At 41.9% G+C, this 25,197-nt stretch carries 18 protein-coding genes and 1 pseudogene; 16 read left to right on the top strand and 3 right to left on the bottom strand.

Going from position 1 to position 25,197, the window contains the following annotated elements:
- Positions 1–45 precede the first annotated feature (45 nt).
- On the bottom strand, positions 46–939 hold the full coding sequence (locus ACTHRG_RS17805) for a LysR family transcriptional regulator (RefSeq protein WP_076256049.1): 894 nt from the start codon (positions 937–939) through the stop codon (positions 46–48).
- Between the two features lie 139 nt (positions 940–1,078).
- On the opposite strand from ACTHRG_RS17805, the gene ACTHRG_RS17800 reads away from it, so the two are divergent.
- From ACTHRG_RS17800 to ACTHRG_RS17755, 10 genes and pseudogenes are all read left to right on the top strand, one after another.
- Positions 1,079–2,284 carry an NAD(P)-dependent malic enzyme gene (locus tag ACTHRG_RS17800; RefSeq protein WP_440231698.1) on the top strand — a complete coding sequence of 402 codons (1,206 nt, stop codon included), beginning with the start codon at positions 1,079–1,081 and terminating at the stop codon, positions 2,282–2,284.
- Positions 2,285–2,421: 137 nt separating this feature from the next.
- Positions 2,422–2,718, top strand: a complete 297-nt coding sequence (locus ACTHRG_RS17795; protein ID WP_048008869.1) for a hypothetical protein — start codon at positions 2,422–2,424, stop codon at positions 2,716–2,718.
- 176 nt (positions 2,719–2,894) lie between these two features.
- Positions 2,895–3,848, top strand: a complete 954-nt coding sequence (locus ACTHRG_RS17790; RefSeq protein ID WP_440231697.1) for an ABC transporter ATP-binding protein — start codon at positions 2,895–2,897, stop codon at positions 3,846–3,848.
- Entirely contained in the window at positions 3,845–5,362 is a 1,518-nt protein-coding gene (gene opuFB / locus ACTHRG_RS17785) for an osmoprotectant update ABC transporter permease/substrate-binding subunit OpuFB (protein WP_440231696.1), read from the top strand. Before ACTHRG_RS17790 ends, opuFB begins: the two co-directional genes overlap by 4 nt.
- 175 nt (positions 5,363–5,537) lie before the next feature.
- Positions 5,538–7,000: pseudogene (locus ACTHRG_RS17780) on the top strand (spore germination protein).
- A gap of 9 nt (positions 7,001–7,009) precedes the next feature.
- On the top strand, positions 7,010–8,182 hold the full coding sequence (locus tag ACTHRG_RS17775; RefSeq protein WP_440231695.1) for a Ger(x)C family spore germination protein: 1,173 nt from the start codon (positions 7,010–7,012) through the stop codon (positions 8,180–8,182).
- 1 nt (position 8,183) lies between these two features.
- Positions 8,184–9,281, top strand: coding sequence for a GerAB/ArcD/ProY family transporter (locus ACTHRG_RS17770; protein WP_440231693.1), 1,098 nt, complete (start codon positions 8,184–8,186; stop codon positions 9,279–9,281).
- 189 nt (positions 9,282–9,470) lie between these two features.
- Positions 9,471–10,910 carry a hypothetical protein gene (locus tag ACTHRG_RS17765; RefSeq protein WP_076256065.1) on the top strand — a complete coding sequence of 480 codons (1,440 nt, stop codon included), beginning with the start codon at positions 9,471–9,473 and terminating at the stop codon, positions 10,908–10,910.
- Between the two features lie 141 nt (positions 10,911–11,051).
- Positions 11,052–11,399, top strand: a complete 348-nt coding sequence (locus tag ACTHRG_RS17760) for a hypothetical protein (protein WP_440231692.1) — start codon at positions 11,052–11,054, stop codon at positions 11,397–11,399.
- 139 nt (positions 11,400–11,538) lie between these two features.
- Positions 11,539–12,813, top strand: coding sequence for an L-cysteine desulfidase family protein (locus ACTHRG_RS17755; protein WP_076256070.1), 1,275 nt, complete (start codon positions 11,539–11,541; stop codon positions 12,811–12,813).
- A gap of 67 nt (positions 12,814–12,880) precedes the next feature.
- Here ACTHRG_RS17755 and ACTHRG_RS17750 read toward each other — a convergent pair whose 3' ends face one another.
- Positions 12,881–13,576, bottom strand: coding sequence for a response regulator transcription factor (locus ACTHRG_RS17750; protein ID WP_076256072.1), 696 nt, complete (start codon positions 13,574–13,576; stop codon positions 12,881–12,883).
- A gap of 176 nt (positions 13,577–13,752) precedes the next feature.
- Between ACTHRG_RS17750 and ACTHRG_RS17745 the strand changes: the two genes are divergently transcribed.
- The 4 genes from ACTHRG_RS17745 to ACTHRG_RS17730 all read left to right on the top strand — a co-directional run bounded on the left by ACTHRG_RS17745 (position 13,753) and on the right by ACTHRG_RS17730 (position 22,441).
- Entirely contained in the window at positions 13,753–15,399 is a 1,647-nt protein-coding gene (locus ACTHRG_RS17745) for a flavin-containing monooxygenase (RefSeq protein WP_076256074.1), read from the top strand.
- Between the two features lie 67 nt (positions 15,400–15,466).
- Positions 15,467–16,411, top strand: a complete 945-nt coding sequence (locus tag ACTHRG_RS17740) for an alpha/beta hydrolase (protein ID WP_076256077.1) — start codon at positions 15,467–15,469, stop codon at positions 16,409–16,411.
- Between the two features lie 489 nt (positions 16,412–16,900).
- Complete coding sequence (locus tag ACTHRG_RS17735) at positions 16,901–21,085, top strand: S8 family serine peptidase (protein ID WP_440231691.1); 4,185 nt, start codon at positions 16,901–16,903, stop codon at positions 21,083–21,085.
- Between the two features lie 108 nt (positions 21,086–21,193).
- Complete coding sequence (locus ACTHRG_RS17730; protein ID WP_076256081.1) at positions 21,194–22,441, top strand: helix-turn-helix domain-containing protein; 1,248 nt, start codon at positions 21,194–21,196, stop codon at positions 22,439–22,441.
- A 32-nt stretch (positions 22,442–22,473) separates the two neighbouring features.
- On the opposite strand, the gene ACTHRG_RS17725 is transcribed toward ACTHRG_RS17730, so the two are convergent.
- The gene (locus ACTHRG_RS17725) at positions 22,474–23,379 is read right to left on the bottom strand and encodes a DMT family transporter (protein ID WP_076256231.1); all 906 of its coding nucleotides are present in this window, start codon (positions 23,377–23,379) and stop codon (positions 22,474–22,476) included.
- Between the two features lie 325 nt (positions 23,380–23,704).
- Here ACTHRG_RS17725 and yyaC point away from each other — a divergent pair, with 325 nt between their 5' ends.
- Positions 23,705–24,325 (top strand): spore protease YyaC, encoded by a 621-nt coding sequence (yyaC, locus tag ACTHRG_RS17720; protein WP_076256084.1) that lies wholly within the window; start codon positions 23,705–23,707, stop codon positions 24,323–24,325.
- A gap of 108 nt (positions 24,326–24,433) precedes the next feature.
- Positions 24,434–25,108 carry a GntR family transcriptional regulator gene (locus ACTHRG_RS17715; protein ID WP_076256086.1) on the top strand — a complete coding sequence of 225 codons (675 nt, stop codon included), beginning with the start codon at positions 24,434–24,436 and terminating at the stop codon, positions 25,106–25,108.
- Positions 25,109–25,197: the final 89 nt, after the last annotated feature.

The raw sequence follows: 25,197 nt of genomic DNA, 5'->3' as shown, positions 1-25,197 counted from the left end.
CAGAAGGTGAAAAGCCGTCGCACTTTTAAAATTGGGGCGGCCATTTCACAGCCCTTCCTCCAGATAAGTCTCAGCACCGGCGATAAACTCCCTGACCGCAAACGATAAGTACTTATCCTTTTTCCAAATCATTCCGAGCTCTAAATTAACTGCAGATTCAGAGATTGGCAGAACCACAAGGTCATTGCAGTTTATATTTTGACAGATTTTGCTTGGCAGCATGGTGATACCCAGTTTTCCTTCAACCATTCCCAGCAGGAAATCCTTTTGCGAGCTTTCACAGACAATATTAGGCTGAAAGCCGCTGTTTACGCATTCCTCAATAATCAGATCATATAGGGTGAAATCTTTCCGGTAGAGGATGAATGGCTCTTTGGCTAATTCTGAAAAATGCACTTCTTTTTTCGTAGCAAGCCTATGTTCCCGGTGGATAATGAGCATTAAGGGATCGCTCAGGACATTGATTATTTCAAAACCGCTTCCATGGGCCGGAACCGTGCAAATTAGTCCAATATCCAATGTGCCATCTTCCACCCCCTTTTTTATTTTCTTCGTGCCGACTTCTGTTAATTTAATTTCAATCAATGGAAACTTTTCTTTATATTGGCTGATAAGCTTCGAAAAGAAGGCTGCACCGACTATGGGAGGTATGCCAATTTTGATTTCACCGCCCTTCAGCTCCATTAAATCTGTTAACTCCAATGTCAGGTTCTGAAATGCGTCCAGCACTTTTTTCGCATTAATTAACACCGCTTTTCCTGCATCCGTTAATTCAAGCTGCTTCGATGACCTGTAAAATAGCGGCACTCCCAGTTCGCCTTCGAGATTCTTGATGGCTTTGCTGATGGAAGGCTGGGTGACATGCAGGGTCTGGGATGCTTTTGTGAAGCTTAAGTGCTGTGCTACTTCCGCAAAATACTCTAAATGCCGGATATCCAATTACTGCACTCCTCTCATATAACCAAAAGGCATAAGGATTATAGATTATATGTATTTCATTTATGGATGCCAATCATTATATAATAATCTACAACAAATACTGAAAATTAACAATATTCATAAAGAGGAGATGGGTAGAATGGATTTGCAGAAGGAATCTTTACTGCTTCATGAGAAGTTTAAGGGTAAGTTAACGGTCGATGTAAAAATGCCGCTGAACAGCATGAAGGATTTAAGCTTAGCCTATTCCCCGGGAGTTGCCGAGCCATGCCGAAGAATCCATGACCAGCCTGAGAAGGTCTATGATTATACAATAAAAGGAAACTTAATCGCTGTGGTTTCTGACGGCACTTCTGTGCTGGGACTTGGCGATATTGGCCCTGAAGCCTCTATGCCTGTTATGGAGGGGAAGGCTGCACTATTTAAAGCTTTTGCAGGGATTGATGCTGTTCCGATTTGCCTTGATACGAAGGATCCCGAAGAAATCATTAAAACAGTCAGGCTGCTGCAGCCTTCCTTTGGGGGCATCAACCTCGAAGATATCGCGGCACCTAATTGCTTTTACATTGAAGAACGGCTGAAGCAGGAAATGAATATTCCCGTTTTTCATGATGACCAGCATGGAACAGCAATCGTAACAGCAGCCGGGTTAATCAACGCCCTGAAGCTTGCCGGCAAAAAAATGGATGAAATTAAAATCGTAATCAGTGGGGCGGGTGCGGCAGGAATTGCGATTATCAAGCTGCTCCTTAATATGGGAGCAAAAGATATCATTATGTGTGACACAAAGGGAGCTATTTATGAAGGAAGGCAAGAGAGAATGAACCCTGTCAAAGAGTCTGTTGCGAAAATCACCAATCCAGGAAAACGTAAAGGACCGCTTGAGGATGTTATCATTGGCGCCGATGTGTTCATCGGGGTTTCCTCTGCCGGTGCCTTAACAAAGGAAATGGTCGAGACGATGAGTCCGAATTCCATTATTTTTGCCATGGCTAATCCAGTTCCTGAGATCATGCCGGATGAAGCGAAAGCGGCAGGAGCTAAAGTCGTTGGAACAGGAAGATCCGATTTGCCGAATCAGGTGAATAATGTCCTCGCATTCCCTGGGATTTTCCGAGGGGCCCTGGACGTCAGGGCTACTGAAATAAATGAAGAAATGAAAATGGCAGCTGTCGAAGCGATTGCCGGATTAATCGATGCTACAGACCTGACACCTGATTATGTCATCCCTGGGCCGCTCGACAGCCGGGTTGTCCCTGCAGTAAGGGAAGCAGTAGTAAAAGCAGCACAGGAAACAGGTGCAGCACGAATCGAAATTATACAGAGCCAAATAATAAGCCAATAGAAGGAATTTAGTATGTGCAGGCATGTTCAAGTGAGATCCAACATAGTATCCAAAATATGAAGCTGCAGATTTTGCCAATGGGATTGAATTTATCACTTTCGTCATGTTGAATTTATTTAAAAGGGAGACTGATACCGATGAAAGTATACGAGGTAATTGAGACGCAGGAAATGTTCCGTGGTGAAATCATCGAAAACTATTACGTTATTTATGAGCAAACAGAAAACAAAGTCTTTGAAAATCGAAACAATTATATGTTTCAACAGGAAAGATTTTTAGAAGAGACCGTTAATATTTTTATAGGAAACCCGCATTCCACCTTAAAGAAAGTAAAAACCTATCCCATTCGCCATCTTGCATTCGGGGATATCCGCGAAGCAATCAGAAAAGACTTTCCGGACCTCTTTAAGAACCTGAAAAGTTATCCCGCTTAAACACTGGCAGCCTCCAATGCAGGAGGCTGTCTTTTCTTTGGATTCTTAGGATTGGAAATGTTTCCTGTCTATCTGTATGATAGTATAACAGCAAAAAAGAAAACGCGGGCAGGACCGTTTTTCAGAAATTTGTTAAGGGAATAATTCAGATGTAAACAAATTAATGGGGTGGAGCAATGATTCAGTTTGACAATGTGTCGAAACAGTATCGGGATGGTACCAAAGCTGTAGATTCAATCAATTTACATATAAAAGAAGGCGAGTTCTTCGTGATTATTGGTCCAAGCGGTTCCGGAAAAACCACCGTTCTGAAGATGATTAATAGGCTGATTCCTTTGACATCAGGAACGATTTTCATAAATGGCAAACGGATCAGTGACTATGATATTCATGAGCTCCGATGGGATATTGGCTATGTCCTTCAGCAGATTGCCCTTTTTCCTCATATGACGATTGGGGAAAATATCGCGATCGTACCGGAGCTGAAGAATTGGGAGCAGGTGAAAATTAAAGAACGAATTGATGAGTTATTGGAAATGGTTGGATTGGAGCCTGACATATACCGGATCCGAAAGCCGCATGAACTTTCAGGAGGGCAGCAGCAAAGAGTGGGCGTAACAAGAGCACTGGCAGCCAATCCGCCCATCATCTTGATGGATGAGCCTTTTAGTGCACTGGATCCCATTAGCAGGGAAAAACTTCAGGATGACCTGATCAGCCTTCAGAAAAAAATAAAGAAAACCATTGTGTTTGTTACACACGATATGAAGGAAGCTTTAAAACTCGGCGACCGCATTTGTGTCATGAAGGACGGGGAAGTCGTCCAAATTGGCACACCTGAAGAACTGCTTGCGCATCCGGAAAACGAATTTGTCAGGCAGTTCGTAGGGGAAGGTCAGGGGCCGTATATAGAGGGGTTTAGTCTTCATGAAATCCTTCTGCCGATTTCAGAACCCGAAGAGAGCATGGCAGTCCTTCCAGCCTCGGCTTCCCTCGAAGAAACGCTTAGCTTATTGGCTGCTCATAACGAAATTGCTGTGGAAGAGGACGGGGAATTCATTGGACTGGTCGACAGGCAGACTGTTATCCGTAAATTGGCAGGCAGCATGCGAAGAGAGGTGAAGTCATGAATACCTTGAGCTCTGTTTTCAGTGAAAGAAAAGGTCAATTAGCAAGTGTGCTGATTGAACATATCCAGATTTCGCTCATTGCTTTATTTTTTGCAGTCCTGATTGCCATTCCGCTTGGAATATATCTGACTAAAAAGCAAAAAATTGCAGAAGGAATCATTGGCGCAACAGCCGTATTGCAGACCATACCTTCACTAGCACTGCTTGGTTTATTGATCCCCTTATTCGGGATTGGAAAAGTGCCCGCCATTATCGCATTAGTCGTATATGCACTTCTGCCCATCTTGAGAAATACATATACAGGAATAAAGGAAGTAGACGATTCTATTCTCGAAGCGGCAAGGGCAATGGGGATGAACAGGCGCAAAAGGCTCATGAAGGTGGAGCTTCCTCTTGCCATGCCGGTGATTATGGCCGGAATCCGTACGGCGATGGTTTTAATAGTCGGAACAGCTACTCTTGCAGCCTTAATTGGAGCAGGCGGTTTAGGAGAATTGATTCTCCTGGGAATTGACCGGAACAACACGCCCCTGATTATTCTTGGGGCCATCCCTGCAGCCATATTGGCAATCCTTTTTGATATGATGCTGCGCCGGTTTGAGCATATGTCATTTAAAAAATCGGTCACAGCACTTGGAGTATTCATTGGTGCGATGATATTAGTTATGGTCATTCCTTTATTGGCAAATCAATCGGAGGAGAAGATTGTCATCGGCGGGAAACTTGGTTCAGAACCGGAAATCCTGATCAATATGTACAAATTGCTGATTGAAAATGAAACCGGCCTTAATGTCGAGTTAAAACCAGGGTTAGGAAAAACATCCTTCGTCTTCAATGCTCTGAAGTCTGGCAGTATTGACGTGTATCCTGAGTTTACCGGTACAGCCATTGCGGAATTTTTAAAAGAGACAGCGGTAAGCACAGACTCCGGTCAGGTATATGAGCAGGCGAGAAAAGGAATGAAGGAACAATTCAGCATGGAGCTGCTAGAACCGATGGCTTACAATAATACGTATGCTTTGGCAGTGCCTGAGAAACTGGCTGAAGAGTATGAACTGCAATCCATTTCAGATCTGCAATCAGTCGAGCAAAACATAAAAGCCGGCTTCACCCTTGAATTCTCGGATCGGGAAGATGGCTATCGTGGCATCCAGAAGCTATATGGTGTAGAATTTCCAACTGTTTTAACCATGGAGCCTAAACTGCGCTATGGAGCAATCGAAAAAGGTGAAATCAACCTGGTGGATGCTTATTCAACAGATAGCGAAATTGCCAGATACAACCTCACTGTCCTGGAGGATGACAAACACCTGTTTCCGCCATATCAGGGCGCTCCGCTGTTGAGAGAAGAAACCGCAGAAAACCATCCGGAGCTGGTTAAAGCTTTAAACAAGCTGGATGGAAAGATAAGTGATGATGAAATGCGTGAAATGAACTACAAAGTAAATGTAGATGGTGTGAGTCCTGAAGAAACAGCAAGGGAGTATCTTGAGAAGGAAGGATTGCTGAAATAAACTGCATCAAACAGGGAAAGTTATCGAGTAAAAACAATAGCACATTCATTCAGCTGCCCCATTTTTATAAATGGGGCTGTTTTTTTGGTTCTGCACTTCTTCTGGAGTCGATTTACCCCTGTATAATAATTCCTCCTAAGGGGTTAGTAAGAAAAAAATTGATTTAGGTGTTTTTATGAAGAAGGATAAAATTGGTATGTCCAAGGTTATGAACGAAAATTTATCGTACATTCAAGATGCGTTTCATCATAATAAAGAACTTATTATTCGTTCGTTTTTTTTCTCTTCGGATACTTCGGGCTGTCTGCTCTATCTCGATACGATCGCGGATAAGAAAATAATCCAGGAGCATATACTAGGGCCAATTCTAAAACTTAAGGAATTATCCAAAAATCCTATACAGCAAATGGAAAACACAATCGAAATTACCAAGATTAAGATCATCTCGGACTTGAATGAAGCAGTAAACGAACTGTCTAAAGGAAATACGCTTATATTTATCTCCGGCGCTGATTCATGCCTGGCAGCAGACACGGCTGATTGGAAAGATCGAGCGCTTTCACCGCCGCAGTCCCAGCGGGTATTAAAGGGACCGCAGATCGGATTTACCGAACTTGCCAATAATAATATTTCACTGATCAAACGGTTCATTAAGAATGACCAATTGACAATTGAGGATCAGACGATTGGAGAGGAGACCAATACAGGCGTAAATCTTCTATATTTAGCTGATAAAGCAGATCGGGACCTCCTGAAAAATGTCAAAAGCAAACTAAAATCAATCAGACTAAAATCTATACTGGATTCTTCCTATATTCAGGAAAGCATCTCAGATGATCAGATTACGCCATTCCCGCGGGTTCTCACAACGGAGCGGCCAGATGTTGTGGCCGGCCATTTATTGGAAGGCAAAATGGTGATTATATGTGACGGATCTCCGGATGCACTGATTGTGCCTGCCCTGTTCATCCAATTTTTCCATTCGCCGGAGGACTATTATGAAACTTCCATATTCGATTTTACCAGGCTGGTTCGAATCATTTCTTTTGTTGCTTCAATCTTTCTCATTCCTTTTTATATTGCATTTGTATTATTTCATCAGGAGCTGATCCCCAGTGAATTGCTCGTCAGCCTGGCAGCACAGAGGCAAATTGTTCCTCTGCCTTTAGTCATTGAAGTCATTCTCCTGATGGTGATTTTTGAAGTGCTTCTGGAGAGCTCCATACGTTTGCCGACAGGCATCATGCTGGCATTCTCGATTATTGGTACGATTATTTTAGGGCAGTCAGCAGCAGAAGCAGGAATTGTCCAGCTATCGACACTCGTCGTTATTTCAGCTACCTATGTTTTGAATTTTGCTATTCCTGTTCATCCTTTTGGAAATGCAATCAAGGGGATTCGTTATATCCTGGTGTTCTTGGCCAGTACGTTTGGATTGTACGGCATTATCTTGGAACCATTGTTTTAATCAATCATCTTACATCCTTAAATAGCTTTGGAGTGCCATATTTATCACCCATCACACCGGTGAAAAAAGCCGATTTAAAAGATACTTTTATTCGAGTTTCATTAAAAAAGATTATCAATGCTCCCAAAAAATATGATAAGGACGATCTTCTTAAAAATATCCGTAAATGAGTGATCACAGTGAAATATCTTTATATGCTCTTTATGTTATTATCGGTGGCGGCGGTATTCCTTGCCCCATTGGATAAACATGAGTTGAATGAACTTTCTTTTTCATTTGCTATGGGGGTCGACCATGCAGAGGACGGGTATGAGGTATCCCTGCAATTGATCAATCCTGCTGCCGTTGCAGGTAAATCACAGGTTCCCAACTCCCCCTATGTAGTTTATAAAGCAACGGGTAAAACAATTGATACAGCTTTAGAAAGAATTTCTGTAAATATTTCCCGTTATAATTATTTAAAACAGATAGAAGTCATTCTCTTGGGTGAAGCAATCGCCCGTGACGGGAAGGCCAAGGACGTTTATGACTATATTCTGCATTCTGCACAGATTCCATCAGATGCAAATCTGGTCATTGCCCGGGATGTCAGTGCAAGTGAACTGCTGAAGATCTACTCTCCAATTGAAGGTTTTTCAGCTTTTGAAATTGAAAACATCCTCCAAAAGCTGGGCAGAGATATTCCTGTGACCGCGACGGAGATCAAGGTTGATGAAATCAAGGAGGGAAAGGATATCGCAATGCCTTTTATTAAAGTAGAAGGGGATCTCAAAAGCGGGAAGGAAAGAGGGAACTTTGAAACGACCAGCCCTGGTCATATTGCTTATGGCGGGCTTGCCCTTTTTAAAGAAGATAAGTTATCAGTGTTCCTTGATTATCGGGATGCTGCCATCATAACCATTCTGCAGGGAGGCGAATCCGGTTTTTCAATTGAAGCAAGCTGCCCAAAAGATGAAAACAACCTATTCACCTTCCGCGTTTTTGGAAATCTGGCCAGAGAAAGAAGGGTAGAAACATATGAAGATAGGTATATCTTTCATTATAACTTAAGGCTTTCGGGTGATATTAGCCAGATGAAATGTAATGTAAATTTAGAAGATCCCGATGATATCGAGCTGCTTGAAAAAGAGATTGAAAAAACAATCCAAAATCATGTGCAGGACCTTCTTGCCCTAGTACAGGAAAATGAGATGGACCCTCTGGGGTTAGGGCTATTTATGAGGGAGAAAAATCCGGAGACATGGAAGAAGCTGAAACCGGATTGGCCAGCACCTATTAAAAATGCGGAAATTGAGCTTAAAACGAATATAAAAGTACAAAATATCGGTCATTACAAGAAGGGAGGCGGATAACATGGAGAACAAACCAATCATTGGAATCATTGAATCAATGTTCGCTATGCTGCTATTCCTGATTGGAAGTTCCGTTATTTTTGGTTTAAATCTATCGGCTGAAAAGGCCGCCTGGATTGTCATTCTTACAGCAGGGACTATCGGGCTCCTTATTTTTCAAATGTATGTTTATCTGTGGCAACATAACGATTATATGAACCTTTCCATGATTTTGAAAAGGAATCTTGGGAAATTCCTTGGATCGGCAGTTTCACTCGTGTATGTCCTTTACTTTGCTTACCTCGCATCCCGCGTTTTAACGGATTTTACCATGTTCATCAATAGTACGCTGCTTTATACCATGAAACCGCTGATTGTAAAACTATCCATTTTCCTCGTTGTTGCCTATACCTACATAAAGGGGCTGGAGGCCTTTATGCGCTCTGCCGTCATTATAGGCAGTGTAACCGTGCTGTTTCTATTCCTGATTCCATTCTGGATTCTCATTAGCGGAATTTTTCACTGGGAATACATTGATCCTATCTTTGAGGTTGATGTAAAGAAAATAGCCAGTATTGTGCCAACGATGGTCACCTTTCCGTACGGAGAGCTCATCGCTTTCCTTATGATTTTCCCTTATTTGAAACGTGAGCACAGATCAGCGGTATCCAAAAAGGGAAGCTTTATTATTATCTTTTTCACGCTATTATTATCTCTTTTTTCATTCCTAACCATTGGAGTACTTCACCTGGAATTAGCGAAGAACTTTACTTTTCCTGTGATAGAAGCCATTGAGCGGGTAACACTTTTTGATTTCATTAAACGGCTGGACATCTTTGCGGTAATTATCATTATCTTCGGCGGTTATTTTAAAATTGCCATTTTTACCTTCGCTGGAATGAATCTTGCAAAATCCAGCATGGCAAAGGTTAAACCATCGGTTGTGACGGTATCTATCCTAGTGATCATTCTTCTGCTGTCATACGCATATGCAGAAAATCTTTCACAGCATCTGGAGATAGGACTGAAGTTTGTGCCGTTATTCATCCATTTGCCGCTGGCGATTCTTTTGCCCTTCCTGCTGTCTTTCATTACATTTATAAAAAGAAGAATAAAATAATCGTAACTGGATGTACTTCCCTGTTCCATTAAGATTTTTCCCATAAAGTCTCCTGACAATAGAGGAAAAAAAATCTTATTAGGGCATTCCTCTATTTCCCGGCAAATCCGCCCTTGTCTATATCATAAGCCCCTGCGTTTTTCAAATTTTCGCATATTCTATTAAAAAGCGAAAAGAGGTGCAGAAACAATGGGGTTAAATGTATCTGGCTTTAAGAAGATTACCCCGGTTAACGGATTTGATTGTACCAGTAAAGACAATGCCATGCAGAACAATTACGCATGGTCTGTTGCCGAGTTTGGAGAGTATCTTTATGTTGGGACAGGCCGTAATATAGTCTTCTCGGTCCTTTCGAGCGGAGCTATTTTTGGCGATATCGAAGTGCCTGAGGAATTGACTCCAAAGAATCCTGACTTTAGCGGTGAAATCTGGCGTTATAAAAAGGATGGCAGCGGGGAATGGGAGCAGGTTTTTAAAGAACCTTCTCTTGGAATTGTTGGCTTCCGATTTATGATTACCTATAAATCACCTTCTGGCGAAGAGGCTTTATATGCCGGATGTGCTACTTTTAGCCCAAACCTGCTTGTTTTGAAATATACAGATGAAGAAGGGTGGCGTGCCCTTCCAAGCTTATTGCAGGGCGGGTCGACGAGAACCATGGTGGTTCATAACAATAAACTATACTTGGCCGCGCTTCCAGGAAACGAGCTTCAGGTTTCAAATACCTTGCTCTATGTGAGCGAAGATCCCGAACAAAATGGATGGGAGCAAATTGATCTGTCAGGGGATCCGGAAAAAAATCCACAGGGTAATGGAATTATTATGTCGAGCTTCAATAATAGATTGTATATTGGGACAGCCCTTCCGGAAGGATTCCAATTATGGCGATCCGAGGATGAAAATCCTGGGGCAGACAGGTGGGTAAAGGTTGTTGACAAAGGAGCAGGCGATGCGAGGAATGAGGTGCCGTTAAGCCTCGAAATCTATAAGGGCTATTTATACCTTGGGACAGCTGTCTATTTTGGCATCTTCAGCCTTGATCCGAATGATCGGCTTGTAACTCCCAAGGGCTTTGATTTAATCCGAATCGATCAGAATGATCAATGGGAACTGGTTATTGGAAGCAAGCCTGTTGAACCTTCGAACCCTGAAACCGGTACGAGGGGCACTGCTATTAGCGGTCTTCCATCCGGTTTTGGCAATATTGCGAATGGCTACTGCTGGCAGCTGAAAGAATATAATGGCTGGCTTTATCTGGGCACCTGGGACTGGACAGACCTTGTTCCGCCGCTTTTGCCGGAAGTCCTGAAAAGCCTATGGGGTGAAAGTCCGCTGTTGAGTTGTCTGCCGATCGAATGCATATCTGACCTGTTTTTTGCCTTAATTTCTCCGACAACCCGCTTGACATTTGGGTTTAGCCTGTGGAAGTCCCCAGATGGCATTCACTGGTTTCCGGTAACGATCAACGGACTTAATAATCCGGAAAATTATGGATGCCGGAATCTGTTTGTCTCTGAAAATGGCAATCTTTATTTGGGCACAGCCAATCCATTTGAGGGCTGTGAGGTTTGGGTCAAAGAGAAAAAGAGCTGCCTGGATCCGCTTAAGGACATGCTGGAGAAACGATAGACTGAACTGTAATGCTGAACAATGGTTTAAAATAAAGTAATCGTAAAAGTCCGGGAACTTCTGATTCCTGGTCTTTTGCTGTAGTAAGATCCTGCTCTCTTTCATAAATTCTTCTTAAACAGAAAAAAGGAGGGTATGATTGTGAAACATGAAATGCAAAAAGCAACTTTGCTCGCTGAAAATATTAATGACTTTCTGGCATTCCTGAATAAAAACCTCGAAAAAAATATCTTCTATATGGATACCGGCAAATTAAAACAAATCAAACTGATTGCTGAAGACTTTAATTTTCATATACTCGCAGATGAGCTGATCAGGATCAATCGTTTCGTCTGTGATCCAAAGTACACAAATTATTTGGTGGACCGGTTTGTAAAAGGACTAACCATTATTGATGAATTTGTACAAAGAAACTATAACAGCCTGTTTATTGTGACGGGTAGATTATATACATTGAAGAATCTGTGTTCATTATTCAGCAAAGATTAAACAGACAGAGCTGTTCCTGGTTTAATGAATACGAAGAGTTTCATGGTGGGAGGAAATATTGCTTCTCTTAATTTATCACTATTTGGATTATAATAGTTAAAGTTTATTCTTTTACTTTAAACAATTAGGGGTATGAAAAATGGAGAAGCATAAAATCTTAAGAATTCTGGAAAAAGAATTAGTGGTTGCCCTTGGATGTACGGAACCTGTTGCGATTGCACTCGCTGCAGCAACTGCAAAGAGCCATGCTAAAGGGGAAATAAAAGAGCTATGCTTAAAAGCGAGCGGAAACATCATCAAAAATGCTAAATCAGTCGGAATTCCGGGCATGGGTTCTTATGGTCTTGATTTCGCAGCGGCAATTGGCGCTGTGGCAGGGGACCCTGCAAGGAAGCTGGAAGTATTAGAGGGAGTAGGGCCTGAAGATGAGCTGTTGGCTCTTAAACTTATTGAAGAAGGAAAAGTAACTTCCCTGCAGGCGGAGACACCGAAAAGGCTTTATATCGAAACTGTATTAAAAACTGATATCCACACTTCCAAAGTCGTAATCTCTGATAACCACAGCAATATTACTTTAATTGAGGTTGATGGAGAAGTTATCTACGAGGGCGGATGTGAAAATATAGGAATCCAATCTGAAGAAGATGAATTAATTGCACTCACAATTGACGAAATATATGAATGGGTGCTTAATGCGGAAATCAGTTCCTTATCACTTGTAAAAAAGAGTATTGAGCTCAATCGGATCATTGGAATGGAAGGCCTATCAGGTGAATACGGCCTAAAGGTAGGGAAAACGCTAAAAAGGAATGTGGAAATGGGGATTTTGTCGGATGATATTGCCACTGCTGCAATGTCTTTGGCTGCAGCTGGGTCAGATGCGAGAATGGCAGGCTCCACACTGCCTGTTATGGCAAACACCGGAAGCGGCAACCAGGGAATTGCAGTCACTCTTCCAGTTGTTGCAGCTGCTGAAAAACTTAAGGTTACAAATGAAAAAATGATTCGGGCAGTGGCACTAAGTCATCTGATAACCATTCATATTAAATCCAAATTTGGCCGGCTTTCTGCTTTATGCGGTGTGACAGCAGCAGGAATGGGGGCAAGTGCTGCCATCGTATATTTGCTGGATGGACAGCTTGGGCAAATTAAGGCAGCCATTCAGAACACAATCGGGAATGTTTCCGGAATGATCTGCGACGGAGCAAAAGCAGGCTGTGCCATGAAAGTATCTACCTGTTCCAATGTGGCTGTGCAGTCTGCCCTTCTTGCACTCAACAATCAGGAAATCAAATCAACCGATGGATTTATTCATGATGATGTTGAAAAAAGTATCGAGAGTTTCTGTCAATTAGGAAATGAAGGCACCCGTCATACGGATGAGCTGATTTTGAAATTAATGATGGAGAAATAAACAGCCAAAAGAGGCTCCTCTCATTAAGGAAGGGGCCTTATTGGTGTTGCGAAGGAACATGTGTAAATTATGAAATCATCCCTCTCCGAAACATCTCCGCAATTGCCTGTGTGCGGTTTTGAGCTCCGAGTTTCCTGATAGCTGTTTTAATATACTGGTTGATGGTGACTTCACTGATAACCATGGAATCGGCCATTTCCTTTATGCTTTCTCCCCAGGAAATCCTCTTCATGACCTCCATTTCTCTTCTGCTTAATAGCCGGGCATCTTCTTTTCCTTCCGTTTTTTCAAGAGTTTTTCCTATATGCTGACCAAATTGTGTATAAGAAGAAAGCTGCTGATCAGAAATTATTCCCTGTTCGTCAAATTCGTTTGTGCAAATATAGCCGATAGGGACTGCACCAAAGCAAATGGGGGTAGCAAGGAAGGAGTTGACATTGGAAGTAGTTATGTATTTGATGTTTATTTGCTTGAGGTATTCGATCCCCGAACAATATTTAGCTTTTCTTTCATAGAGGGCGGAGTATATGAGCGGCAATGACCGAATATCATCCCTGATGTCTCTGATATGGATTAAACCGTGGCATGTAATAGCGATGATTCCTTCTCCAATAAACCCTAGAGGAGAATACCGGAATAAAAAGGCGTTTTTAACAGGAAAATTGTTCATATAAACCTCTAGAATTTTATACAGTTTCTCCTCATGACTCTCTACATCTTCTAAATTCTGGATATTATCCAAAATGGTAGATTCTATTGCCATATTAACACCTTCCTTATAGGGATATTATATATAGAAAATTATGAATATTCAATACAAATGAATGATAGTAAGCTTTAGTTATAGTAAAAAATTATAAGTACTGGAGAGGAGGATTTTTTTCAAAAGGAAAATGTAATCGCTTTCAATCAAATTGATATCATGAGGAGGAAGAAAGTATGTCATCATTTCAAAAATCGAACTCTCTCACGGATTTTGATGCTGTTGTCGTAGGGGCTGGTTTTTCTGGATTGTATATGCTGCATCGTTTGCGGGAGGCCGGTTTTACCACCCGGGTATTTGAAGCAGGCGATAATGTCGGCGGGACATGGTATTGGAATCGGTATCCAGGCGCAAGGTGCGATGTTGAAAGCATCTATTATAATTACACTTTTTCTGAGGAACTATTGAAAGAATGGAGCTGGTCGGCAAAATACGCCGAACAGCCTGAAATATTAAGCTACATAAACTATGTAGCAGATAAATTTGATCTGCGGCGTGATGTGCAATTCAATACAAGGGTGCAGTCCGCACAATTTGATGAACAGAAAAATAGGTGGGACGTACAATTAAATAATGGTGAAAAGGTTTCTGCACAATATTTTATTACAGCTGTAGGGTGCTTGTCAGCGTCCAATGTACCTAAATTTAAAGGTCTGGAAAACTTTAAAGGCGAATGGCATCATACGGGGCACTGGCCGCATGAAGGAGTGGATTTCACAGGGAAACGGGTAGGCATCATTGGCACAGGGTCCAGCGGCATCCAGGCAATTCCTGTTATTGCAAAAGAAGCCGGGCATTTGACGGTATTCCAGCGAACACCGCAATACAGCAGCCCGGCCAGGAATACGCCGAATGATCCTGAACATCTGAATAATATACGGAAAAATTATGGGGATATCAGAGAAAAAATGCGCCATTCCATAACCGGCATACCGGAGGAGCCAAGAAATGTTTCCGTTTTTGACGAAACTCCTGAAGAAAGGCAAAAAGTTTTCGAGGAAGCCTGGAAAGAAGGAGGACTTCTTAAGTTATCTTACGCATATAATGACTTGTCCATCTCACCTGAAGCGAATGAGATTGTGGCTGAATTCATTCGCTCAAAAATCCGCGAAACAGTCAAAAATCCTGCAGTTGCGGAAAAACTTCTTCCGAGGTTCTATTATGCTACTAAACGCACCATCATAGATACAGATTATTTTGAGACATATAACCGGGATAACGTATCGCTGGTGGATGTAAAAAAGGCACCGATTCAGGAGATTACCGAAACAGGTGTTAAGACTGAGGATGAAGAATATGAGCTTGACATGATTGTGTTTGCCACAGGATTTGATGCGATGACTGGACCGCTGTTTAAGATGGATATTCGCGGGAAAAACGGCGTCTCCCTGAAAGAAAAATGGGCAGGCGGCTCACAAACCCGAACCTATCTTGGCCTCGGCACAGCAGGATTCCCGAATATGTTCATGCTGACTGGACCTGAGAGTCCGTCCGTATTAAGCAATATGATGGTTTCAATTGAGCAGCATGTGGAGTGGGTATTTGATTGCATCAGCTATATGCGGGAACAAAATCAGGCTGTCATTGAAGTCAAAGAAGAGTCGGAAAATACATGGAGCAAGCACTGCCGTGAAATTGCCGATCAGACTTTGTTTACCAAAACAGATTCCTGGTACATGGGTGCCAATATTGAAGGAAAAGCCCGCGGCTTTCAAATCTATCTTGGCGGTGTAGGAACCTACCGGAAGATTTGTGATGAAGTTGCCGAAAAAGGCTACGAAGGTTTTATCCTGACAGCACCTGAAAAAACTGCTGTTAATTAATGGGTATAGATTGGGCGGAAATTAATTCTGCCCTGTCAATAAATATATTAATAGGGGGAAAATAACTATGGCATTAGATCCGCAGGCAAAATTTTTATTGGAACAGATGGAGTCAGCAGGAGCTCCGCCGATGAGTCAGCTATCACCGGAGGAAGCCCGCCTTACCACAGATTTCAGCGCTCTGGCTGGAGAGCCGGAGGAAGTAGGGAAGATTGAAAATAAAAAAATTGCGGGACCTGGGGGAGAAATCCCTGTCCGAATATATACTCCTAAAGGAGAAGGTCCATTTCCTGCGCTAGTATACTATCATGGCGGCGGCTGGGTAATTGGTGACCTGGAGACAGTTGATGTTCCTTGCAGATTATTAACGAATTTGGCGAATTGCGTGGTCGTTTCGGTGGATTACAGACTTGCACCAGAGCATAAATTTCCTGCTGCTGCGGAAGATTCGTACGCCGCAGCCAAGTGGGTAGCTGAAAATGCAGCATCCATAGGAGTGGATCCAAACCGCATTGCCGTTGGCGGCGACAGTGCCGGCGGAAACCTTGCAGCCGTTGTGGCTCTCATGGCTAGAGACAAGCGCGAAATCTCGATTGCCTATCAGATGCTGATCTATCCGGTAACTATCCATTCTTATGCAACAGAATCCTATACTGAAAATGCAGACGGCTACCTGTTAACGAAAGACAGCATGGAGTGGTTCTGGAATCATTATTTGCGGAATGAGGAGGATGGAAAAAATCCATATGCGTCTCCGCTGCAGGCAAAAGACTTAAGCGGACTGCCGCCTGCATTGGTGTTAACGGGAGAATTTGACCCGCTGCGCGATGAGGGTGAAGCATATGCGGAACGCCTGAAAGAAGCCGGAGTCCCGGTTGAAGCCAAACGATATGACGGCATGATCCATGGATTCTTCTGGATGCCGGGTGTACTGGAGCAGGGAAGAAAGTCCATTGAGCAGGCGGCAGATGCGTTAAAACGTGTTTTCCAGGGCAGTGTGGCTTCGAAATAATAGCTATGCAGATTGGACACTTCTAAAGAGGGAGTGTCCTATTTTGTGTTATTTCGTAAAATGATTAATTGCAAGATTCCTTGAATAGTGCAATGGTGAAAGGAAGTGGTTGCCATGGAGTATTTATGAAGACGAAAACGGCAAGGATGCGAGGGAAATGGTCGCCATGAATCAACACATGACGACAGAAAGAGAAGAATGGAAAAGAAACTTCGTCTTAATGCTATAAATTAATAGTTTCCCACAAAAGAATCTCCCTATCGCTCAATTTGGGGTAATAAATTTCCCATTCTCCCTGATTTATCTTCTTCTCCTGTCTATCAAGAGGCTCATTATCCTATTTTTGAGATAATTTCCAGTTGAATATAAAAAAATCAGTAGTAATGTCCCTCTTTTATTACCCCAATTTACTGCCACATCTCTCACCCTTTAAGATGAAAATAGTAAGTATTCTTACTTTTCTACTAATTAAAGAGCAGGAGGAAAAAAATGAAGTCACGCAATAATTTATTGAAAGGTGCACTGGCTGCAAGTTTATTATTCACTGCTTCCATACCATTTAATGTGCTTGCTCAGAAGCCGGAAATCAAGGTGGACGAAGCGGAAAAAATTTTAAGCAGCCTCTCTAAAGAACAAAGGGATGCTTTAGAACAGCTAGAGGTAGGACCTGGATTTGTTATTTCTCCTGAAGTAAATACATCCACTCCAGAGCTGGTCGAAGTCATTGTTGAATTTAACCAGTCTCCTGCAAAGGTAGAGCTAAAGAAAGAAGCTTTAAAAGGTAAAAAAACTTCTCTTCAAGCAGCTAAAGAAAAAGTTGACAAATCCCACAATGAATTCAAAACCCATGTTAGCAAGCTGAAATCTAAGAAAGGCAGTTTACTGTATGACGCAAGTAAAATTGAAGTAAAACGCGAATACAAGAATGCTTTCAATGGTGTTTCCATGACACTGCCGGGTATAGCTGTTGAAGAACTCCTGCAATCAGGTGCTGTAAAAAGAATCTGGAGCAATGCCCAAGTCCAGCTGGATCTCCCTTCAGTAAAGGAATCCAAAGTGAAGCCGAAGATGGCAGACAGCATTCCGCAAATCGGAGTAAATAAGCTTCATGACGAGGGGATTACCGGGAAGGGCATCAAGGTCGGAGTACTGGATACAGGGATTGATTATACACACCCTGACTTAACAGGTTCTTACAAAGGGTACCGTACAGAAAATGGACAAGACCCTAAAACCGTTGAACCAGGCACTGTCAAAGGCTGGGACTTTATCAATAATGATGCTGATCCAATGGAAGCAACTTTCAATGATTGGGAAACATCCACTCAGCCTGAATATGATTACAGAGGGGCCGCCTACTATACTTCTCACGGTACGCATGTATCAGGTACCATTGCTGCCCAAAAAGAAAATGCAGTCGACTATGCTGTCAGGGGAGTAGCACCTGATGTTGATCTGTATGCCTACCGGGTTCTGGGACCATATGGATCCGGCACCACAGACGGGGTGCTGGCCGGTATTGATAAAGCAGTAGAAGATGGCATGGATGTAATCAATCTATCACTTGGAGCGAGCGTAAACGATCCTTTATATCCTACTTCGGTTGCAATTAATAACGCTATGCTTTCCGGAGTCGTTTCCGTTGTAGCAGCAGGAAATGCGGGACCAAATGAAAAAACGCTTGGTGCACCTGGTACGAGTGCATTCGGAATTACGGTAGGAGCAAGTGATGCCTCCATTTCCATTCCAGTCTTTAAAGCTAGTGCAGCTGGGAAGGTTTTCGAATCTATGAAATTATTAGCCAAAAACTTCACGGATGATTTAAAAACACTAGAAGGGAAATCTTATCCAATTTTGTTTACTGGCCTGGGCACTCCGCAAGACTTCACTGGGGAAGATCTTGCAGGGAAAATTGCCCTCATTGAACGCGGAGAGCTGACATTTGAGGAAAAAGTGAAAAATGCCAAAAATGCCGGTGCAGCAGCTGTTATTATTTTTAATAATACGGAGGGCGAAATTCCAGCCTTCGTAGGTGAGAGCACCAAGTATATTCCGACATTCCAGCTTTCAAAGGCGGATGGTGAGTATTTAAAAGGCATCCCGGAAGCTTCCTTAGCATTTGACCAGTTGTTAGAGGTTAAGACGGAAGGAGACACTCTTGCCGATTTCAGTTCAAGAGGCCCTGTGAATAGCAACTACGATATAAAGCCTGACCTCGTGGCACCAGGTGTTTCCATTTTCTCCACCTATCCGGAGTTTATGAACCATCCAGAAGATGGCCAGGATTACACATCTGCGTATGCACGCCTGAATGGTACGTCCATGGCCACTCCTCATATTGCTGGCGTGGCGGCACTCATGCTTCAGGATAATCCGAATCTTGATCCATTCGATGTAAAAACAGCACTAATGAATACGTCGGATGATTTAAAGAAGGATTACTCCGTGTATGAAATTGGCGCCGGCCGTGTGGATGCCTATCAGGCCGTTCACTCGAACGTTTCAATTAAAGTGCTCGATAAAACAGAGCATATTGAAAACGGTGAGTACGTGGAGGCTGATGAAATCACGGGTTCCATCAGCTATGGAAACCACTATAGGGACAGTGCTGATATAAATGATAGCCGTACACTACAAGTGATAAACAAAGGCAGCCAGGACCAATCCTATGACATAAAAGTTGAATATCATTCAGCTCGGAACGGTGTGCAGGATGGGGTAAAAAATAATATTAAAGTTAACGTACCAGAATCGGTTACAATAGGAGCGGGAAAAACGGAACAATTAAAGGCAGCGATTACAATCCCGAAAACAGCTGAAATCGGGCGTTATGAAGGATATATCCATGTGGTGAATCAGGATAATCCAAAAGAAGGCTATCAAATTCCATTTGCGATCCGGGTGACGGATAAAGGCATCGATTTTGCAGAACCGCTCCAGCCGTCTATTACGACTGACACACCAATGCACCAATACTATTCGCCTGGTACGCACTTTGTCTTTAAATTTAAAAGCCCAATGGAGACATTCGATTTAATTGTAAAAAATGCAAAAACAGACAAAGCTGTTGGAATTGTAGGAAGCTATGATGCCAGTGCGGCCATGCCTGATAAAGAATATCTCATATACTTTGGCCACAGAGGACTTGTTTATCCATTCACAGGGAATAAGAAACAGCCGATTGCTGATTACATGCAAAAGCTGCCGGAAGGTGAATATGTCCTTGATTTAATCAGCCGGGATGCAGAGGGAAAGACCTATCATCATGAGAGTGTAGGCATTGTAGACAATACACCGCCGGAAGTGGATCTCGACATTGAACCGGGAGTGATTGAAATAAATGATAGCATGTTAACAACTGAAGATGGCCACCATGCATTCTGGGTTCATGGAAAGGTGACCGACAAAACAGTTGACCTGTTGCAATCAAAAGGAATGGATTATACCCAAAAAACCAATAAGGCTGCTTATTATGAAAGTGAAATACCATTTATCAGCGGATTCCTGCCGCTGGATGACGATGGCGCTACGAAGTTCGGTGTGCTTCCGGAAGAATATGCAACGACTCATTACCAGTTAAGGCTATTTCCATGGGATATGGCAACAGCAGCCAATATGTTTAAATCTCCCCGGTATGTGTTTATGAAGGAAGGCACTGAACATGCAGCCAGTCGATTTAATAAAAGCAGGGTGAAGCTGAATGACGAAATAACCATGACACTTGATTTAAATAATGTGGAGAACTTTATTTCAGGTTCTTATGAAATTCAGCCGCTTCTTGACTATTTTGAGCTGCAGGAGGTTAAAGCAAATCCTGTGCTTAAGAAGTTTGCAGATCAAAATGGCATAGAAATAAAAATAGATGAATCAGTTGTCACGGGTTCTGGTGTAAAAGTAGGAGCAGCCCTTTTAAAAGAAGACTTTGAAGGGATCAGCGGAGACATGCCATTCCTTGATGTTACTTTTAAAATGGTGGACGACACCAGCTACGCAAGATTTGCATCCTTTGGCTTAAAGGAACTTTCTTATCATAAGCAAGGTCAGTCAGAAGCCATAACTATTCCGGCTTACAGCTTAAACCATTTTGAACTTGTATCAACTCACTCACGTATTTCAGGCAATATAGCACCGGAAGCTTTCTTAAATTCCGGAGGCTGGGTTGACAGCAAATACGATTTTACCAAGCTTAAAACAAAGGTTTTTGCCAAAGCGGCAGATGGAAAAATTTACGAAGGAACTATGGATAGCAGGGGGCTGTTTGATGTCATTGTGCCAGCAAAAGAGGCCTATACGGTTTATGTAGAGGTTCCTGGCCACTTGACAGAATTTCAAAATGTTTCTGCCGGCATCGAGAAAGATGGAAAGTATCACGGTCTATATGTAAGAATTAACCCTGAAGATAATCTTGCAGGGGATGTTACCCAGGATCAGGTAATCGATATACGTGACCTGAAAGAAGCTGTTGAACATTATGGCAAAAAAGACCCTGAGAATCCCCATCTCGATATTAATCAGGATGGGGTGGTCGATGAAACAGATGTCAGATGGATTGAAAAGAATTTCTTAACGAAAGGCACATTAGCAGGAAAAGGAAATCAGCCGAAAGACAGGATTGGAAAGAAAGGGCTTGCTGATTTCTTAAAGATGATTGGATTGGAGCCGAAAGAAAAATAATCATAAAACAGCAGGCAGGAGACAAGTTCTCCTGCTTGTTTCTATTATCCTATAGAAAATGCCTGGCAATTTCACTATAATAATAGAAACTTTATACTGAGGTGCAGCATGATCATTGGGAAAATTATTAAGTTTTACCGGGAGAAAGCAGGACTGACACAGGGCCAGCTGGGGGAAGGAATCTGTTCCGTTACTCATTTAAGTAAAATCGAACGGGGAATTACCGAATACTCCGGAGAAATTACACATCTCCTGGCCAGGAGGCTGGGCATTGATCCCGAGGAGGAAATAACTCGATATCATCAGCTTGCCAAAAGGCTGGATGAATGGCATGAGAGTATGATCATGCAGCGGTTGCAGGAATCTGAGCATATAAAAAAAGAACTCCAGGCTGAAAAACTGATTCATATGCCTGACTTTCAGACTTTATATCGCCTTCTGTCAGCCAGATACTATTTATCTGTGAGTGATTTGATTTCGGCATCGGAATTAATCTCAGATCTTAAAAAAGCTTCAGCTGCCTTGTCACCTCATGATGCTAATTTGCTGAAGCATATTCAGGGCATTTATTACTTTCTAACAGGTCAATACCGTGACTGTATCAGCAGTTTAGCTTCCATTGACAGAGATCAGTATAGCTACGATGAATACTATTACCATTTAGCGATTGCTCATCATTCCATCCATTCAAATATTACAGCCTATTATTATGGAAAAAAGGCGCTTCACTATTTTCAAAGAACCTTAAATATTCTTCGCGTTATCGATACGGAAATGCTGCTTATTGTTCAGCTGAATGCGAAGGAGCTTCATGACTTTAACGAAACAAAGGAAAAATATGAGCAGTTAATTAAGCTTTGTGATGCATGTAATTCTGGTGATCGAAAATCCAAGCTTTATCATAATCTGGCATTTGAATATTTTCGCAGGAAAAAATATCGGGAATCTGCCGGTCTCTATGAAAAAGCACTAAAGCTTACCGCCGAAAACGCCCCTCACTATTTAACTGCTCTGGATGGATATATACATACCTGCTATAAAGGAAAACTTCAGTCCCGTAATGCGTTAATAAAATTGGCTGAAGAAGGAATGGAGAGAGCCAAAGATACAGATTCATATACCTGGATTAATTTTCAGCTCCATCTTCATTTATTAAAAAGAGAAGAAAAGCTATACTATCAATTTATTGAGGGAACAGCATTGCCTTATTTTAAAAAAATCGGCTACGGCATTTTAATCGACCATTATGAGAAAAAGCTTTTCCACTTTTACTCAGAAAAAGGCGAGGCTCAAAAAGCAATTGAACTCGCCCGTTCATTTATACAAAAACAAAAAAGCTATTATGATCATGAGTAGAATAAAACCCCAAATCTAAGACTGCATAGGTTCTATGCAGTCTTATTCTTAATGGTTCGTTTATTCATTTTTCTTTGGAACATTTTCGCATTTGTTCCTATATATACACCCGTAAGAACAAAGGCTGCACCTATTCCATGCGCAAGGGTAAATGTTTCACCCAAAAAGACTGTAGCCATTATAACAGCAGACACAGGCATCACATTTATAAAAATGGAAGCCTTGGCCGCTCCGACCTCTTTAATTCCGTTATAATACATGACAAACGAAACCACGGTAACAAAGATACTCATATGAGCGATAGCAGCCCAAGTCGTCAATCTGGCTTGCTGAAGATCCATCCACGTTGTTTCAGCAGAAGCAAATGGCAAAAGAAATAAGGTCCCATAGGCAACTGCATATGTGGTCGATTCCACTGAGCTGAATTTTTTCAGTACCACTTTCCCCACAACGCTATAAATGGCCCAGCTTACGACAGCGCCAAGCAATACGAAATCAATCGGTTCAAAGCCATATTGGAAAAGAGTGAGCAAATGGCCATCTGTAATAATAAACACTACACCTGTCAAAGCAACGGCCATTCCAATGATATGGTTTTTGGTTATTTTTTCTTTAAGGAATAGTCCTGATAAAAGGACGATAAGAACTGGGTTTGATGCAATAAATAATGAGCTTTTAATCACGGGTGCGTGCTTTGTGGCCAGAAAGAAACAAATATTATACAGCGCAATTCCTGTCAGGCCCAAGAGAGCAAACAGTCCATGATCCCTTAAATTTGGTCGTTTCCGATCTTTCTCCATAATCCACATGAGCGGATAAAGCAGGATAGCAGCTCCCAAAAACCTCAAAAAAGCAACAGTTGCAGGTTCAAAGCTTTGAACAGCAAACTTGCCGGCAATAAATGCACTGCCCCATGTTGCAGTAGCCAAAGTCAGCATTCCATAAATAAGCCATAATCTCTTTTTCAAACGAACTCGCCTTCATTTCTGTAAAAATTTTATAAATAGTATTATAACATCTTTTTCGAAAGTCGAAATAGTTATTTTTAAGCATATTTGAGATGAATATCAGCTTGTACTTCATGTATGATTGAAGGAACAAAATTAAAATTCCGCGGATATGCCGCCGAAGGTCAGGGTAGTAAATATATAGTGTATAAATAAACTTTCAACTGCTGTTTTCCTGGTTTGCACTAAGAATGATTATCAATAAAAATAAAGAGGGTTAAAATATAAAAAAATATGCCGGAAAGGAGGGACAAATTTGTGGCCATTTTCATCAAGTAAAAAGACCAATAAAATCGTTGATGCAGCAAGCTATATTTCCATTAAAGAAACAACGGAAGAGGCGGAAATTGAAAAGATGGTATTGAAGTTGGAACAGATTTTTCACAGTACTTCCAGAGAAATCGTTATTTTGTGCATCGGGTCGGACCGCTCAACTGGAGACTCTCTTGGGCCACTTACAGGAAAGATCCTCAAAGAAAAGAACATTCCGTATCCGGTATATGGGACTCTAAAGGAGCCTGTTCATGCATTAAATATCAAAAAGGTTCTTAAAGAAATCAAGGAAACGCATCATGATCCTTTTATATTTGGCATAGACGCCTGCCTCGGGGACGAACGGCAAATCGGTTATATTTTAATAAGAGAAGGATCGTTTATTCCGGGAAATGCAGTGAATCGGGTTTTGCCAAGTGTGGGTGATTATCATTTGAAGGCAATTGTAAATACACTGGATCCATTAACACCTGTACATTCCTTAAATAGCACGAGATTATATATGGTTTTAAAACTGGCTGAAATCATAGCGGAAATTATTTCGCGTGTAGCCGCTAATGATCGGACTTCCAGAGGAGAGATTGAAAAATTGAATGTGCCGTAAACATTTTATAAGTAGAACTCCTTGTAAATCAGCCAAAAAATTGCTGTTACTCTGACAGGTAAGTTATAATGGGCAGTAAGGATACTAAAGAGAGAAAGAGGGAAAGGAATGGTTAATAACTGGACGGAAGATAATCTGATCTCGATACGTGAGAGGGTTTATCTGCATATTAAGGATCTTATTTTGGACGGGGAATTTAAAGCGGGAGACCGGCTGGTTGAACGGGAACTCGCTGAGCGGTTAAATATCAGCAGGACACCTATTCGCGAAGCGCTGTTCCGCCTGGAATCACAAGGGTTTGTAAAGACAGTCCCAAGAAAAGGCGTTATCGTTGCCGATATATCCGAAAAGGAAATTATCGAAGTGTTTACTATTTTATCATCACTTGAAGTACTGGCAGCAAAATTGGCCGTCCAAAAGCTGGATGATGAAATGGAAAGCAAGTTCAAAGGCAGCATAAATAAGGTAAAGGAATTTCTGAACAATCCTGAAGAGGATGCTGCTGAATTACATAGGGAGCTTAATCATCTCCTATATAGCTCCGCAAAAAATGTTAAGCTTTACGAGATGCTCAGCGGATTATCCGATTACATTCGCGCGTTTGCCAAAATCGGGCATAAAAATCCCGGCAGGGCAAAGCAGTCTATGGAGGAGCATTTAAAAATCATGGAAGCCATTGTCAATAAAGAAATGGAAATGGCCGAATACTTGACCAAAATACATATTGAAAATTCAAAAAAAGCATACATTGAAGCTGTTCAGCAGAGTGAAGATAAAAAATAAGAAAGAGCAGAATAAACTGGCACCTATTTCAAGGACAATATAAAAAAAGAGGTTAAGCAGCTAGAAGATGATTCCTATATTGAATGGGG

The sequence above is a fragment of the Cytobacillus sp. SAFR-174 genome, from assembly GCF_051964675.1.
Classification (GTDB): domain Bacteria; phylum Bacillota; class Bacilli; order Bacillales; family Cytobacillaceae; genus Cytobacillus.
This window is presented reverse-complemented; position numbering and strand designations above follow the sequence as displayed.

Bases quoted from the DNA above. Each gene is read 5' to 3' on its own strand.
- ACTHRG_RS17800 (WP_440231698.1), top strand. From the start codon at position 1,079: ATGGATTTGCAGAAGGAATCTTTACTGCTTCATGAGAAGTTTAAGGGT.
- ACTHRG_RS17795 (WP_048008869.1), top strand. From the start codon at position 2,422: ATGAAAGTATACGAGGTAATTGAGACGCAGGAAATGTTCCGTGGTGAA.
- ACTHRG_RS17790 (WP_440231697.1), top strand. From the start codon at position 2,895: ATGATTCAGTTTGACAATGTGTCGAAACAGTATCGGGATGGTACCAAA.
- opuFB (WP_440231696.1), top strand. From the start codon at position 3,845: ATGAATACCTTGAGCTCTGTTTTCAGTGAAAGAAAAGGTCAATTAGCA.
- ACTHRG_RS17770 (WP_440231693.1), top strand. From the start codon at position 8,184: ATGGAGAACAAACCAATCATTGGAATCATTGAATCAATGTTCGCTATG.
- ACTHRG_RS17765 (WP_076256065.1), top strand. From the start codon at position 9,471: ATGGGGTTAAATGTATCTGGCTTTAAGAAGATTACCCCGGTTAACGGA.
- ACTHRG_RS17755 (WP_076256070.1), top strand. From the start codon at position 11,539: ATGGAGAAGCATAAAATCTTAAGAATTCTGGAAAAAGAATTAGTGGTT.
- ACTHRG_RS17750 (WP_076256072.1), bottom strand. From the start codon at position 13,576: ATGGCAATAGAATCTACCATTTTGGATAATATCCAGAATTTAGAAGAT.
- ACTHRG_RS17745 (WP_076256074.1), top strand. From the start codon at position 13,753: ATGTCATCATTTCAAAAATCGAACTCTCTCACGGATTTTGATGCTGTT.
- ACTHRG_RS17740 (WP_076256077.1), top strand. From the start codon at position 15,467: ATGGCATTAGATCCGCAGGCAAAATTTTTATTGGAACAGATGGAGTCA.
- ACTHRG_RS17735 (WP_440231691.1), top strand. From the start codon at position 16,901: ATGAAGTCACGCAATAATTTATTGAAAGGTGCACTGGCTGCAAGTTTA.
- ACTHRG_RS17730 (WP_076256081.1), top strand. From the start codon at position 21,194: ATGATCATTGGGAAAATTATTAAGTTTTACCGGGAGAAAGCAGGACTG.
- ACTHRG_RS17725 (WP_076256231.1), bottom strand. From the start codon at position 23,379: ATGCTGACTTTGGCTACTGCAACATGGGGCAGTGCATTTATTGCCGGC.
- ACTHRG_RS17715 (WP_076256086.1), top strand. From the start codon at position 24,434: ATGGTTAATAACTGGACGGAAGATAATCTGATCTCGATACGTGAGAGG.